This is a genomic window from Serratia proteamaculans, assembly GCF_008830365.1.
Classification (GTDB): domain Bacteria; phylum Pseudomonadota; class Gammaproteobacteria; order Enterobacterales; family Enterobacteriaceae; genus Serratia; species Serratia proteamaculans.
The window spans coordinates 15,209-30,032 of record NZ_WBKI01000010.1 but is presented as its reverse complement, the minus strand read 5'-3'; the positions used below and the strand labels follow the sequence as shown (position 1 = coordinate 30,032).

Annotated in this window: 14 protein-coding genes; 8 read left to right on the top strand and 6 right to left on the bottom strand. The window is 57.5% G+C overall.

Annotation, left to right across the window (positions count from 1 at the left end; translation table 11 throughout):
* Window positions 1-170: 170 nt before the first annotated feature.
* Genes F8R23_RS22780 through F8R23_RS22770 form a run of 3 tightly spaced genes read right to left on the bottom strand, consistent with a single transcriptional unit; the run spans window position 171 to window position 4,743 of the window.
* Window positions 171-1,406 carry a cytochrome c gene (locus F8R23_RS22780; protein ID WP_151416053.1) on the bottom strand — a complete coding sequence of 412 codons (1,236 nt, stop codon included), beginning with the start codon at window positions 1,404-1,406 and terminating at the stop codon, window positions 171-173.
* Complete coding sequence (locus tag F8R23_RS22775; RefSeq protein WP_129936140.1) at window positions 1,403-1,957, bottom strand: (2Fe-2S)-binding protein; 555 nt, start codon at window positions 1,955-1,957, stop codon at window positions 1,403-1,405. Before F8R23_RS22775 ends, F8R23_RS22780 begins: the two co-directional genes overlap by 4 nt.
* A complete protein-coding gene (locus tag F8R23_RS22770) occupies window positions 1,954-4,743 on the bottom strand; it encodes a xanthine dehydrogenase family protein molybdopterin-binding subunit (protein WP_129936139.1) in 2,790 nt (929 codons plus the stop codon). The genes F8R23_RS22775 and F8R23_RS22770 overlap by 4 nt, the downstream gene beginning before the upstream one ends.
* 204 nt (window positions 4,744-4,947) lie before the next feature.
* Here F8R23_RS22770 and F8R23_RS22765 point away from each other — a divergent pair, with 204 nt between their 5' ends.
* Together F8R23_RS22765 and F8R23_RS22760 are read left to right on the top strand one after the other, a co-directional pair.
* Complete coding sequence (locus tag F8R23_RS22765) at window positions 4,948-5,532, top strand: nucleotidyltransferase family protein (protein WP_129936138.1); 585 nt, start codon at window positions 4,948-4,950, stop codon at window positions 5,530-5,532.
* A 7-nt stretch (window positions 5,533-5,539) separates the two neighbouring features.
* On the top strand, window positions 5,540-6,592 hold the full coding sequence (locus F8R23_RS22760) for an XdhC family protein (protein ID WP_112347369.1): 1,053 nt from the start codon (window positions 5,540-5,542) through the stop codon (window positions 6,590-6,592).
* Here the strand turns inward: F8R23_RS22760 and F8R23_RS22755 are convergent.
* Both F8R23_RS22755 and fumA read right to left on the bottom strand, forming a co-directional pair.
* Window positions 6,516-7,382: a helix-turn-helix domain-containing protein gene (locus tag F8R23_RS22755; RefSeq protein ID WP_129936137.1), complete on the bottom strand. Its 867-nt coding sequence runs from the start codon at window positions 7,380-7,382 to the stop codon at window positions 6,516-6,518. The genes F8R23_RS22760 and F8R23_RS22755 overlap by 77 nt on opposite strands.
* Window positions 7,383-7,551: 169 nt before the next feature.
* Complete coding sequence (gene fumA / locus F8R23_RS22750; RefSeq protein WP_099063379.1) at window positions 7,552-9,198, bottom strand: class I fumarate hydratase FumA; 1,647 nt, start codon at window positions 9,196-9,198, stop codon at window positions 7,552-7,554.
* 370 nt (window positions 9,199-9,568) lie between these two features.
* On the opposite strand from fumA, the gene F8R23_RS22745 reads away from it, so the two are divergent.
* The 6 genes from F8R23_RS22745 (at window position 9,569) to ruvX (ending at window position 13,788) form a co-directional block, all read left to right on the top strand.
* Complete coding sequence (locus tag F8R23_RS22745) at window positions 9,569-10,081, top strand: SprT family zinc-dependent metalloprotease (RefSeq protein WP_112347372.1); 513 nt, start codon at window positions 9,569-9,571, stop codon at window positions 10,079-10,081.
* 101 nt (window positions 10,082-10,182) lie between these two features.
* On the top strand, window positions 10,183-10,878 hold the full coding sequence (gene endA, locus F8R23_RS22740; RefSeq protein ID WP_151416052.1) for a deoxyribonuclease I: 696 nt from the start codon (window positions 10,183-10,185) through the stop codon (window positions 10,876-10,878).
* A gap of 62 nt (window positions 10,879-10,940) precedes the next feature.
* Window positions 10,941-11,672 carry a 16S rRNA (uracil(1498)-N(3))-methyltransferase gene (rsmE, locus tag F8R23_RS22735; protein ID WP_129936135.1) on the top strand — a complete coding sequence of 244 codons (732 nt, stop codon included), beginning with the start codon at window positions 10,941-10,943 and terminating at the stop codon, window positions 11,670-11,672.
* Window positions 11,673-11,682: 10 nt separating this feature from the next.
* Window positions 11,683-12,633: a glutathione synthase gene (gene gshB / locus F8R23_RS22730; protein WP_112347374.1), complete on the top strand. Its 951-nt coding sequence runs from the start codon at window positions 11,683-11,685 to the stop codon at window positions 12,631-12,633.
* Window positions 12,634-12,802: 169 nt separating this feature from the next.
* Complete coding sequence (locus F8R23_RS22725) at window positions 12,803-13,366, top strand: YqgE/AlgH family protein (protein ID WP_099063374.1); 564 nt, start codon at window positions 12,803-12,805, stop codon at window positions 13,364-13,366.
* Complete coding sequence (ruvX, locus tag F8R23_RS22720) at window positions 13,366-13,788, top strand: Holliday junction resolvase RuvX (protein WP_012146730.1); 423 nt, start codon at window positions 13,366-13,368, stop codon at window positions 13,786-13,788. The genes F8R23_RS22725 and ruvX overlap by 1 nt, the downstream gene beginning before the upstream one ends.
* On the opposite strand, the gene F8R23_RS22715 is transcribed toward ruvX, so the two are convergent.
* Complete coding sequence (locus F8R23_RS22715; protein ID WP_151416051.1) at window positions 13,785-14,807, bottom strand: type IV pilus twitching motility protein PilT; 1,023 nt, start codon at window positions 14,805-14,807, stop codon at window positions 13,785-13,787. The genes ruvX and F8R23_RS22715 overlap by 4 nt on opposite strands.
* Between the last annotated feature and the right edge of the window lie 17 nt (window positions 14,808-14,824).

The following is a 14,824-nucleotide window of genomic DNA, read 5'->3' as shown; positions in this document are numbered from 1 at the left end:
TTCAGACTACTGACAAAGCCCGTTATTAGGGAGAGCGTGCCGAAGGGGTCGTAGCGGCTTGCCCGCCGGAGCGCCCCTCGGTGCGCTAGGCCCGGGTATCTCGGATTCAAAGACAACTTTGTCATCAAACTCAAATGGCTCGATATGCCGAGCCATTTTTCCATTGAACCTTACTTACGTAGCGCTTTCACCTGCTCGGCCGTCACATCTGCCGGCAAGCCGCCCCAGGTCACCCGCAGATAGTTCACCAGTTCCGCCACCTGCGCATCGTCCAGTCGCTCACCAAAGGCCGGCATGCTCTGCATGCTTTCACCGTTAGGGAATTGCTGCGCCGGTAAACCGTCCAGCACCGAGACAATCAGATTTTTAGCATCCGGCTGGCGCAGCGTGGCGTTATCACGCATCGCTACCGCCACGTGCGGCTTGCCCTCACCTTCACGCGCATGACAACCCGAGCACTGATCCAGATAGCTGATGCGCCCGGCATCACTGCCCTGGCCAATTTTAATCGGCACAGCCGCCGGCGGCTGTTCGCCCATCAGATAGGTCGCCAGCGCCTGGTGATCTTCCGGCGTCAGATGACGGGTACTGAGATCCACCACCATATGCATCTCGCTGAAGGCAGAGCCTTGCGGCGCCAAACCGGTCGAGAGGAAGCGGTTCAGATCGTCCGGCGTCCAGCCGCGTTTCGCCAGCCCGTTCGGGGTGATGTCCGGTGCCATAAAGCGCCCCAGATCGCCGCCCTGCATCGATTTATCCAGCTCCATTTGGCCCAGCATGCCGCGTGGTGTGTGGCATTCCCCACAGTGGCCCAGCGTATCCGCCAGATAACGGCCGCGTTGCCACTGCGCCGAATCACCCTGTGAGCTGGCCGGCAACGGATCCTGACTACGGAACAGCAGATTCCAGCCAATCAGCGCCATGCGCTGGTTAAACGGGAACGGCATGGCGTTTTCAGGTATAGCAACGTCTACCGCCGGGCGGGTCATCAAATAGGCATAGATGTCATCGGCATCCTGACGCGTCATCCCTTTATACGAGGTATACGGCATCGCCGGATATAGATGACGGCCGCCCGGTGCCACGCCCTGAGTCAGCGCCAGGAAGAAGTCGTCTTTGGTCCAGCGGCCAATCCCCTGATCGGCCGAAGGCGTCAGGTTACTACCGTAGATGGTACCGAACGGCGTATCCAGCGGATAGCCGCCGGCCATTGGCGCGCCACCACTTGCGGTATGGCAGGCGGCACAGTCGGCGGCCTGAGCCAGATAGCGGCCCCGGGCGACCTGTTCCGTGCTGGCGGTCACCTGTTGCACCGGGCCGTCGTAATGGCGGTTTTCACGCCACCACAGCACCGCGATAACGATAATCGCCACCAGCAGGATCAACAGTGCGAGACGTTTTTTCATTGCGCCGTCTCCTTCACCAGACCTGGGGTTTTCAGCACCACATCGCGTACCGCTTCGTAGTAACGCACGTAGCCGGTGCAGCGGCAGATATGGCTGTCCAGCGCCTGTTCGATAGCGCTTTCCAGCTGATCACGGGCAATCGGCTCACGCTTGAGTTTTTCCACAAAAATGGTGGCGGCGTTAACAAAGCCCGGCGTGCAGTAGCCACACTGGAAGCTGTAATGCTCCAGAAAAGCCTGCTGGATTGGTGAAAGCTCGACCACTTCGCCCTGTTCATCCACCTTGGCATGGCCTTCGACGGTACGCACTTTCTTGCCGCTGAAGAAATGTGCGCCGGTGATACAGGTACGCACTTCCTCACTGCTACCGCTCGGGTGATCGACAATCGCCACGCAGGCGTGGCAGATCCCCTGCCCGCAGCCAAGGCGTGAGCCAGTCAGGTCAAGATATTCGTGCAGGAAGTCGATCATCATCAGCCCTTCCGGCACTTCGATCGGGCCGTACTGCTTGTCGTTGATGGTCAGGGAAATCGGCTGGGTTTTAATGCTCATTGTAATACCTCACGAATATTTTCTGCACGAACGGGCAAATCACGGAAACGGTGGCCGGTAGCGTCGGCGATGGCGTTAACCAGCGCAGCAACCACCGGGATCATCACCACTTCGGCCATGCCTTTGGGTGGATCGGTTTCCGACAGCGCGGGCAGGATGTCATCGGTCTGTTTCCAGACCGCCACATCGCTGGCACGCGGCAGGTGGTAACGGTTAAAGTTCCAGGTACCGTTGCCGGGCCCATCTTCGTACAGCGGTAAATATTCGTGCAGCGCATGGCCAATCCCCATCGCCAGGCCGCCCTGCAATTGGCCGGAAACCAGTTCCGGTACAATCAGGTTGCCGCACTCCATGATCGAATGGTGGTTCAGCAGTTCTACCTGGCCGGTAGCGATATCCACCGCCACTTCCGCCAGGGTACCGACGGCGCTGTAATAGGTCACCGCCGCGTTATTGCGTTGAGTCGGTGGGTAATAGGCCTGGTTGCGCGGCAGGGTTTTGAACTCGCCATTGGCGTTGCGCACCGCCAGCCCGTCAATCGGCAGACGTTCGCTATTACCACTCAGGGTGAAGTCCGCTTCCGCCCACTGCCAGCGGTTGAACACGTGTACCGCGGCACCGGTGATACCGCCCATCTGGTAGGCCTGTTTCGCCAGACGCTCCAGAGTCAGCACTTCCAGCCCGGCCGCGGTCAACCCGCCTTCCACCCAGCGTGCGTCTTCTCTGCGCACCACCAATGGCGCCGCCTGCCCACCACCGATGCCGGATTGCCAAATGGCCATTGCCGCCGGCCACAGGCCGTGATCGAAGATCAGCCGCGCCGCTTCACGCGTACTGTGGGAGAAGTAAAATGCCGAGTTGCTGGCGCTGGAGGGTGAACAATAGCTTGGCGTCCAGGCCGGGTTGGCTTGCAACTTGTCCTGATCGGCCTGCGACATGATGTAAGGATCGCCGCTGGTGACCATCGGCAATACCGACCAGTCGGTCACCGAGAAGTGCGCCTCATCCGCCGGTTTACCCAGCCACTGCGCGCACAACACCGACTGCGAGGTCGACATGCCGGTTCCCATCTCTGCGCCGCTGTGATGCAGCCTAATGCGCCCGTCCTCTCCCAACTCGACGCGGGCAAACGAAGTCTCAGCCCCGGTACCGAAGTCTTTTTGCACGCAGCCAAAGCCGACGCCATAGCGTTTGCCCGGGTGCTGACTCTCAAACTCTGCCTTACGCTGGGCACGTTGCAGCCACATTTCATGCTTCGCCGCCTTCTCCAGCACCTCATCGGCACGAATAGCCCCGGCCGGAATAGCGCCCTGCGTGTTTTTCATGCCGGATTTCAGTACGTTGCGCAAACGGAATTCAATCGGGTCGATCTTCAGCTCGGCCGCCAGTTCATCCACCATCATCTCGGTGGCAGCCATGCTTTGCAGCGTGCCATAGCCGCGTGCCGATCCGGCATCGATGGCGCGTGAAGCCAACCCTACCGAAGACAAATCGCTTTTCGGGAAGTAGTAAATCGACTGTGCCGCGGTCGCCGCCACCATCACCACCGACGGCGTAAAGTTGCTGCGACCGCCGCCGTCTGCCGTCATCTCGCCGTGAAATGACTGCAAGACGCCGGTTTGACGGTTGACCGCAATGCGGTAATTCATATCGAATGCGTGGCGCTTCAGCGCCGTCTGGAACTGTTCGAAACGGTCATTGGCCAGGCGTACCGGGTGCCCATCACCGTACATCGCCGCCACCGCGCCGTAGTACGGGAAGTTATAGTGATCTTTCGAACCGTAACCGACGGTATAGCACGGGTGCAGGATCAGCTGCTTCACCGGCGGATTGTGCTTGGCCAGCATGCGCGGCATTTCGTCGGCCACTTCCTGCGGTGACTGCGTCGGGATCACCAGATGCAGGGTCTGCGTTGCCGCATCGTACCAGCCGTTGGCGTTATCCGGCTCCAGCGCCGAGGTATCGACCGACTGCGTGGTATAACGGCGTGACATCACCAGCCAGTCTTCCGGCGGCGTTTGCAGCTCATTGGCGATCATCCCGGCGTAATACATCCCTTCCTGATCCAGCTTGCCGCCTTCGCGGCCTTCCGGCCAGACCGGCAGGTGTTTCTTCATCGATACCGGGAAAATCGGCGTATCTTTCAGGCTGGAGAAGCGATCGTCGTCGAACGGCTTGTCGCCCCCCACCCGCACATAACGGAAGGTGCCCCAGGGATCCCGCTCCAGTGGACCGGTTTCCGCCCCGTACTTGAGGGTCTCTTCACGGAATTTCAGCTTGTCTTTGGCGAAGCGGAAACGGGCGAAGTCGTGGTAAATCAGGATCGCCACCGCCTGCCCCAGATAGGCCGGGGTTTTGCCAACCGGCAGCAGCATGTCGTCGCCGTAGAACGCCGGGAAGGCCAGGCCGTCGCGCGCCAGATCTTCTGCCGTCACCAGCCTGTCTGGCTGCAGGTCGTCCCCCAATAACGAGAGATCGAGGCCCTCGAACAGCCGGTCGGCCTTGGTGACACGTAAAATAAACGCATGCGCCTGTTGTTGCGGCCAGTGCGGCATATCGACCGCGCGAATGTCGCGGGCGAACACCTTCTGCCCCATCACCTTGGCACGGCCATCGATGCGAAAGCGAATACGCTTTTCATGGGCATCCCAGTTCGGGGACTGGAGGATTTTTTGCTCAAACAGCGCGGCGTAGGCACGGCTGTACAGTGGCGCGAGGTATACGGATACCCCCGCTATCACGGCGCCTTTGATAAAGCGGCGTCGCGACGGGTTAAAATTGCTCATAAAAAGTCCTTTGTTTCTTTATTTTATTTTTGTGTTCAGCGGTGGTGTTGCGCAAACGCTGACGACCTTGCCGTAGACGTCATAAGCATATGCTTATAACCAAAATTATGTGATGATTAACATGCTGTTTTCAAGAAAAACACATATCAAAAACACATATTTTTAGTAAGGTAATAATAAGTTGCGCAAATTCGGGCGGGTAAGATGACGGCGGGCATAGTGATCGCCGCCGCCGGACGTGGGGAACGCTTCTCTCAGGCCGGTGGCGAAGGCAATAAATTGAATGCCGAGTTTGCGGATCAGTCCGGCCGACAACGCTCGCTGTTTGAACATACGCTGCGTCAGGCGTTGGCTTCGGGCCTGCCGGTATGGGTCGTCACCCGGCCGGATAACCTTCAGGTGCAACAGGTTTGCGCCGTCTATCAGGTGCCGGTCACGCTGTTGGCCAGTGCGGGTCTGGGGGACTCCATCGCCGCCGGGGTTAAGGCTACGCCGCACTGGCAAGGCTGGTTGATACATTTAGCGGATATGCCCTTCGTCACGCCGGGCGTTTTCCAGCAGGTGGCTGCCGCCTTATCGCAACACGCCATCGTCCGTCCCAGTTTCCTGCAGCAGCCGGGCCATCCGGTTGGATTTTCCGCCCTTTTGCGCAAACAACTTGGCCAATTGCGTGGTGATAATGGCGCACGTGAACTGCTTAAAGGGCAGTCGATGTACCTGCTTTCTCTTGATCAACCTACAGTGGTGCAGGATATTGATCTTCCGTCACAGCTACCGGCCAGCGAGTAAATCACCCATGCAACATCTCGATATCACCGTGGTCAACCAGGCGATAAGCTGGCTGAAGCAACAACCTGTGTGGCTGTGCACCGTACTGAACACCTATGGCTCTTCGCCGCGATCGCCAGGGGCACTGCTGGTAGCCACCCAGGATGGGCATTATTGCGGTTCGTTGTCGGGCGGCTGTGTAGAAGAAGATTTTCTGCGGCGCGTGGCGGCCGGAGAGTATCAGGCGGCCAGCCAGGTGATCCGTTACGGTGAAGGAGGCCTGGAACCGAACGTGGCGCTGCCCTGCGGCGGCGTGCTCGAGGTGCTGATTGAATTCCTGCCAACCGGTGATGACAGCATTGCCTATCTGACCCAAATTGCCGGTGCGTTGAACGGACACCATGCGCTGGTCAAACGCCTGACCCTGCCCGATGCCTGTTCCAGCCTGACGTTGACCGACTTCGCCAGCGCTACCCAGGTGGAGCGCCGTGGCCCGCAAGTCACTCTGCATATTGCCGCGGCACCACGTCTGCTGATCGCCGGGTTGTCCAGCGTGGCGCTGTACTGCGCCGATTTCGCCAGTTCATTGGGATTTGAAGTGTTGGTGTGTGAAAACCGACCAGAGGCGCTGGATAATTTCGCCCCGCAGCTCCGATCCAACGTGACACTGCTGCGTCAGTTCCCGGCCAAGTTTATTGAAGACGGCGGCTGCCACGCCAATACTGCGATTGTGGCGCTGACCCACGATCCGCGCATGGACGATCTGACACTGATGGAGGCGATCCACACCCCGGCATTTTACATTGGTGCCATGGGGTCATTGCGCAACAGCGCACGGCGGCGCCAGCGTCTGCAACAGATTGCCGAATTCAGCCCGCAAGAGCTGGAACGTATTCATGCCCCGATAGGCCTGCCGCTCGGCAGTAAAACCCCGGCGGAGATCGCGTTGGCGGTGATGGCGGATATCGTGCAGCAGAAAAACCGCACTACCGCCGCTCGATCGGTCAACCAAGGGGAGTTACAGGCACCAGATGCTGGAGCTCAAGATGCAACTCCTCCCGTTCGTTCAGCGAATAGTTGAACATCGTCAGGTCTGGCCCTTGTCTGCGGGCCAGGCCCAATTCCGGTAATGCCTGGGTGTAAATCTGTATCACATGGTCGTGTAAGGCCACCGGTTTGCCAGAGTAACAAAAGCGGCAAAAATCGCCGTGAATTTCCTGCCATAGCTCAAGACCGGCATCATCACTGACCGGGCAATCCGCCGCCACGCCGAGGGCATACTCCACCCTGACCTGCTCCCCATCTGGTATAAATTGGGTAAGCGAATAGGTCAACGCCGGTCGGCTGGCCACCGAATGATAGAATCTCTCTCTGATTTTGCTGCGAATGTGCAGATGCGACTTATCCAGATCGGCAATATCGAGGTGGTAAGCATAACTTTTCCCTTTAATCGCGTACTGCCCTTCGCCTACTTTGATACAGTCGACCTGAATATCGCCGGGTTGGTTAGCCGATAACGAACGAACCAGATGGCTGAAGTCCTGCTTGCGGGCGTGGCGATAAACGCTGGGGGATTCGGCAAAGTGCTTCTTGAAGCAACGGGAAAAGGTTTGTTGGTTATCAAACTGATATTCAATGGAAATATCAAGAATGGTTTTTTGCGTAAAGCGCAGGGCAAAAGCGGCGAGATACAAGCGGCGGGCCCGAATATAGGAAGCCAGCGACAGGCCGGTCTGCGTTTTGAACATTCGTTGCAGATACCATTTCGAGTAGCCTGATTTGGCAGAAACGATATCCAATGATAGCGGGTTGGTCAGGTTGTCTTCAATCCAGACCAGCAATTCCCTGATATGATTTTCCTGCGTTTCCATGTATTTGCCGAGCCTTCTGTGCCAAATATGCCTTTATACGTGTGTTACTGCTCCGCACGTAGGGTATACAGGTTAAAACGCGGCGTCCAGCGGGCTACAGGACTTTACACTGGGTCTGATCAAGGTGGGAACTTGCCGCCCGATAACGGGCGACAAGTCTTTGCGAGAGTTACTTCACGCAGCGAGAACACTGGCCGGCCTGGATCTTCTGGAAGAAGTCATTGCCTTTATCATCCACCAGAATAAACGCTGGGAAATCTTCCACTTCAATTTTCCAGATCGCTTCCATTCCCAGTTCAGGGTATTCGACGCAGGTCAGGCTCTTGATGCTCTGCTGCGCCAGCACCGCTGCCGGGCCGCCAATGCTACCGAGGTAGAAGCCACCGTGTTTGTGGCAGGCGTCAGTCACCTGCTGGCTGCGGTTACCCTTGGCCAGCATGATCATGCTGCCGCCGTGGGACTGCAGCAGATCAACGTAAGAGTCCATACGCCCGGCGGTGGTTGGCCCCAGTGAACCCGAAGCGTAACCGTCCGGCGTTTTGGCCGGACCGGCGTAATAAATCGGGTGATCCTTGACGTACTGCGGCAGACCTTCACCGTTGTCCAGACGCTCTTTCAGCTTGGCATGCGCAATGTCACGCCCCACAATGATAGTACCGCTCAGCGACAGGCGGGTGGACACCGGGAATTGTGACAGCTGCTTGAGGATCTCGGCCATTGGGCGGTTGAGGTCAATCTTGACGGCCTCGCCTTCCCCAGCCTGACGCAGTTCCTGCGGAATAAACTTGCCCGGATTGTGCTCCAGCTTTTCCAGCCAGATACCGTCACGGTTAATCTTGCCCTTGATGTTACGGTCAGCGGAACAGGAAACCCCCATGCCCACCGGACAGGATGCGCCATGGCGCGGCAGGCGCACCACGCGGATGTCGTGCGCAAAGTATTTGCCGCCAAACTGCGCGCCCAGCCCCAGATTCTGCGCTTCTTTCAGTAATTCTTCTTCCAGCACCACGTCGCGGAATGCCTGGCCGTGTTCGTTACCTTCGGTTGGCAGGCCATCGTAGTACTTGGTCGAGGCCAGCTTGACGGTTTTCAACGTCGCTTCGGCCGAGGTCCCGCCGATAACAAACGCCACGTGGTAAGGCGGACAGGCTGCGGTACCCAGCGTGCGCATTTTCTCGACCAGATAATCCTTTAGCTTGCCCGGTGACAGCAACGCTTTGGTTTCCTGGTAGAGATAGGTTTTATTGGCTGAACCACCGCCTTTGGCGATGCACAGGAATTTGTATTCTTCACCGTCGACGCTGTAGAGATCGATCTGGGCAGGCAAGTTGCTGCCGGTGTTGACCTCGTTGTACATATCCAGCGCGGCGTTTTGCGAATAGCGCAGGTTGTCTTCAATAAAGGTGTTGTACACCCCACGAGACAATGCCGCTTCGTCACCGCCACCGGTCCAGACGCGCTGGCCCTTTTTGCCGACGATGATGGCGGTGCCGGTATCCTGGCAGGTCGGTAAAATACCCTTGGCGGCGATTTCTGAGTTACGTAAAAATTGCAGCGCAACGTACTTGTCGTTTTCGCTGGCGTCCGGATCCTTGAGGATATCGGCCACCTGCTGCTGGTGTGCCGGACGCAGCATGAATGAGGCATCATGGAACGCGTGCTGAGCAAGGAGGGTTAACGCTTCGGGGGCCACTTTCAGCACTTCCTGGCCTTCAAACTCGCTCACGGAAACGTGATCGCGGCTCAACAGATAGTATTCGGTGTCATCTTTCTTCAGCGGGAACGGATCTTGATAATGGAACGGTTTATTCGACATTGATCTCTCACTTGCAACATCAGCTGCGTTAAATTCACACTTACTCAGCCAGCTCGGGGCAGGCCGCGTCAGAAAACTCCCCACACCTTACGTATTTTTAATCAGTCGGTTATTGCGCTAAATCGCATAATACCCTGCTGGTTTGTAGGGACGCTGTATACTGCGCCCGTGTTAATCGGGACGAATATATTCGTCCCCTACAGGTACAGACTCAGCATGTACCCTTTATTATCCCGCAGTTAACACAATGATTACAATCCATCAGCATCGATCGGGTTATCAATGCGGTGAAAAACCTGTCTGTCGGTTGTCAGCAAATTAGTTTTGCGTCTTATTGCCAGCCGGTTCGCCATTGCTTAAGCTAGCCGCAATGAACAAAGTAAGAATCCCCATTGCGCTGCAACAGGCGGCGATGCGCTGTCTGCGAGATAAACTGCAGCTGGCCCGTCAGCACTTTTCCGTCGAGTTCCCCGAGCCCAAAGTCGTTTACCAGCAACGTGGCACCAGCGCGGGCACCGCCTGGCTACAAGCCTGGGAAATCCGACTGAATCCGGTTCTGCTGATGGAAAACCAACAGTCGTTTATCGATGAGGTGGTGCCGCATGAACTGGCGCACCTGCTGGTATTCCGTCAGTTTGGCCGCGTACCGCCGCACGGCCGCGAATGGCGCTGGATGATGGAAAGCGTATTGCAGGTGCCCGCCAGCCGTACCCACCAGTTTGAGATTGCCTCGGTGCAGAGCAAAACCTACCCCTACCGCTGCAGTTGCCAACAGCACCAGCTCACAGTGCGCCGCCATAATCGGGTGATGCGCGGAGAAAGTGAATATCGCTGCCGCCAGTGTGGCGACAAGCTGAAATTTTTTGCCGGTGAGCCCATTTAGCGAAACGATTTATACGTTAAAACAAGCCAATATCGTCGTTTGCTACGACTGTCAACTTCCGCTACCCTGCCTGCTTTTCCAATTTTGAGCTGTTTTGGAATATGCTTCGCAAAATTTTATTTTTGGTGGTTCTCTCTGCCGGTGCCGCACAGGCGTACGGCATCAATAACTTTTCTCAGGCCAAGGCGGCAGCGGCCAAAATCAATCAGGACGCGCCTGGCTCCTTCTACTGCGGCTGCCGGATCGACTGGCAGGGCAAGAAAGGCATTCCCAATCTGAACAGTTGTGGCTATCAGGCGCGTAAAAATGCCCAACGCGCGCAACGTATCGAATGGGAACACGTGGTTCCGGCCTGGCAGTTCGGCCACCAATTGCAGTGCTGGCAACAGGGCGGCCGCAAAAACTGCAATAAAGATGCCGGCTACCGCCAAATCGAAACCGATTTGCACAACCTGCAGCCGGCGATAGGTGAAGTGAATGGCGATCGTAATAACTTTATGTACAGCCAGTGGAAAGGCGGCGAGGGCCAGTATGGCCAGTGCCCGATGAAAGTGGACTTCAAAAATAAGCAGGCCGAACCGCCGGTCCGCGCCCGTGGTGCGATCGCCCGCACCTACTTCTATATGCGCGACCGCTACCAACTGCGGCTTTCACGCCAGCAGACCCAGCTTTTCGAGGTGTGGAACCGCCAGTATCCGGTCAACCAGTGGGAATGCCTGCGCGAAGCACGCATCGCTAAGGTACAGGGCAACCATAATCCCTATATTCAACAGGCTTGCCAGCAACGAAAGGGCTAACCTACTATATACCCGTCGCCTTTCAAGCCGCCTACACCCTTAAGTCAGGATCGAATATTCACATGCGTATACCCCGTATTTATCACCCGCAGCCGTTGATCGACAATGCGGAAATCTTCTTAAGCGAAGACGCCGCCAACCATATCGGGCGTGTACTGCGCATGAACACCGGGCAGGCACTGCAGTTATTCGACGGCAGCAATCAGGTGTTCGACGCCGAGATCACCCATGTCGACAAGAAAAGCGTGCAGGTGCAGCTCAGCGCCGGGCAACGGGAAGACCGTGAATCACCGCTCAATCTGCATCTGGGCCAGGTGATTTCTCGCGGTGAAAAGATGGAATTCACCATTCAGAAATCCATCGAACTGGGGGTTAACGTCATCACCCCGCTGTTTTCCGAGCGCTGCGGCGTAAAGTTGGACGGCGAACGCCTGGCGAAAAAAATTCAGCAGTGGCAGAAGATAGCCATCGCCGCCTGCGAACAGTGTGGCCGTAACCGCATCCCGGAAATCCGCGAGGCAATGCAACTGGAAGCCTGGTGTGCCGAGCAGGATGGCAGCCTGAAGCTCAACCTGCACCCGCGCGCCAGCCACAGCATCAATACCCTGCCGCTGCCGGTGGAACATGTCCGCCTGCTGATCGGGCCGGAAGGCGGTTTATCAACAGGCGAAATTGCGATGACCACAGGCCACGGATTTACTGATATCCTGCTTGGGCCACGCGTTCTGCGTACAGAAACCACAGCGCTCACCGCGATTACCGCTTTGCAGGTACGTTTCGGCGATCTGGGTTAAAGGAGAAAAGATGATTAAGCTCGGCATCGTGATGGACCCTATCGCCTCCATCAATATCAAGAAAGACACCAGCTTCGCCATGCTGCTCGAAGCGCAGCGCCGTGGCTGGGAACTGCACTATATGGAGATGGACGATCTCTATCTGCACGCCGGTGACGGCCGCGCCCGCACCCGCCTGCTGAGCGTGAAAGAAGATAAAGAGAGCTGGTTCAGCTTTGGTAGCGAGCAGGATCTGGCGCTGCAGGATCTGGACGTGATCCTGATGCGTAAAGATCCGCCGTTCGATACCGAATACATCTACGCGACCTATATTCTCGAGCGCGCAGAGGTCAAGGGCACGCTGGTGGTCAACAAGCCGCAGAGCCTGCGTGACTGCAACGAAAAGCTGTTCACCGCCTGGTTCCCGGAACTGACGCCGGACACTTTGGTCAGCCGCAGCGCAGCGCACATCCGCAAATTCCACCAGCAGCATGGCGACATCATCCTCAAGCCGCTGGACGGCATGGGCGGCGCGTCAATCTTCCGCGTGAAACAGGATGACCCGAATCTGTCGGTGATTATCGAAACCCTGACCGAACACGGCAGCCGTTTCTGCATGGCGCAGAACTTCATTCCGGCGATCAAGGAAGGCGATAAACGCATTCTGGTGGTGGACGGTGAGCCGGTGCCTTACTGCCTGGCACGTATTCCGGCGCAGGGCGAAACCCGCGGTAACCTGGCGGCCGGTGGCCGGGGTGAAGCGCGTCCGCTGAGCGAAAGCGACTGGAAAATTGCACGTGCGGTAGCCCCGACGCTGAAAGAAAAAGGGCTGATCTTTGTTGGCCTGGACGTGATTGGCGATCGACTGACCGAAATCAACGTCACCAGCCCAACCTGCGCGCGCGAAATCGAAGCGGCCTTCCCGGTGTCGATCACCGGCATGCTGATGGACGCGATCGAAAAGCGTCTGGCAGCGAAGTAATCCGCAGTGCGGGCGGCGATGTCGCCCGCAATCCTGGCTTCCCGGACTGGCGCTATCGGCTTAGGCTTTGCGAGTGCAGCTAACAACGCCGCAACTTGAAAGGCGGCGGGGATGGCCGCATACTGGCGGCTGTTTAACTTATCACCCATCAACTGTCTAAAATAACACCATGAATTTACAGCACCATTTTCTTATCGCTATGCCATCACTTCAGGATCCTCGCTTCAAACGCTCGGTGATTTATGTCTGCGAGCACAATGAAGACGGCGCCATGGGCCTGGTGATCAATAAACCGGTGGAACAGTTCACGGTGGAAACAGTGTTGAGCAAACTGAAGATCATAGCGCAGGCGCGCGATCCGGCTATCAGCCTGGACAAACCGGTATTTGCCGGCGGCCCGCTGGCGGACGATCGCGGTTTTATTCTGCATACGCCGCGCAAAGGCTTTGGCTCCAGCATTCAGATCTCGCCGGATACCATGATCACCACCTCGAAAGACGTGCTGGAAACGCTGGGCACTCCGGAGCAACCGGATGACGTGCTGGTCGCGCTCGGCTATGCCGGTTGGGAAAAAGGCCAGTTGGAACAGGAAGTGCTGGAAAACGCCTGGCTGACCATTGAAGCCGACACCGACATTCTGTTCCATACGCCGATCGCCAACCGCTGGCGCGCGGCTGCCAACCGTCTGGGTATCGACATCTGCAGCATTGCTAACCACGCAGGACATGCCTGATGACTAACCGCACCATTATCGCCTTCGACTTCGGTACCAAAAGCATTGGTGCCGCCATCGGGCAGGAACTCACGGGCAGCGCCCGCGCGCTGGCGGCCTTCAAAGCACAGGACGGTTCACCGGACTGGCAAAAGATCGAGAAACTGCTGAAAGAATGGCAGCCGGATCTGGTGGTGGTCGGGCTGCCGCTGAACATGGACGGCACCGAACAGTTGGTGACCGAGCAAGCTCGCAAGTTCGCCAACCGCCTGCACGGCCGCTTTGGCGTCCAGATCGCACTGCATGATGAACGCCTGAGTACCGTCGAAGCCCGCGCTAATTTGTTCGACCGTGGCGGGTTCCGCGCGTTGGACAAGGGCAGCGTGGACTCCGCCTCGGCGGTGGTTATTCTGGAAAGCTGGTTTGAGCGGCAGTTGGGTTAATCCCTATTCTGAGGGTCTTGCCCTCCACCAAGTAAGCCGGCGCTGATCCGCTGCTGCAGGCCCTGTTCAAAGGTCTGCATACCGGACTGCCCGCCGGTTTGCAGCACGTTAGGCAACTGATGGGTTTTGCCCTCACGGATCATGCTGCTGACCGCCGCCGTTGCCGTCAGTACCTCAAAAATTGCCACCCTGCCACCGCCGGACCGACTCAACAATTTTTGTGCAATCACTGCCTGTAAGCTGCCGGCCAATTGGGCACGCACGTAAGGTTTTTCTTCCGCCGGAAAAACATCCACCAGCCGATCCACCGCCTGCGGCGCACTGCGGGTATGCAATGTGGCCAGCACCAGATGGCCGGTTTCCGCCGCGGTCAGTGCCAGACGGATCGTGGTGGTATCGCGCAGCTCCCCCAACAGGATCACATCCGGATCCTCACGCAGTGCAGCCCGCAGCGCATCGTCAAAGCTATGGCTGTCGCGACCCAGTTCGCGTTGCTGGATCAAACACTGCCGGCTGCAGTGGATAAATTCGATCGGATCTTCCAGCGTTAGGATATGGCGACGCTGGTGCTGATTGATATCGTCAATCATCGCCGCCAGCGTGGTGGATTTTCCGCTGCCAGTCGCACCGGTCACCAGGATCAGGCCATCTTCGCGCCGAACCAGAGCCGGAATAATGTCTGGCGCGGCCAACGCGGCCAAGGTTGGACAGTGGCCGGCAATCAGCCGCAAGGCAATCGAGACTCCCAGGCTTTGCAGAAAGAAATTGGCACGCAGGCGGATCTCACCCGCCAGTGAAAGCGCCAGATCCAGCTGCCCCAACTGCTGTAACTGCTGCCGCTGCAACGGTTGCAGCAGGGCGTTGCACAGCAACTGCATTCTCGCTGCGGTCAGGATTTCGGCCCCTGCCAGCGGCTGCAGTTCACCATCAATGCGCAACATCGGCCGATGTCCGGTACAAAGGTGCAGATCGGAAGCATTATGCTTTACACTAAGGGCCACGAATTCATCGATATCCATATCAATCTCCTGGGTCA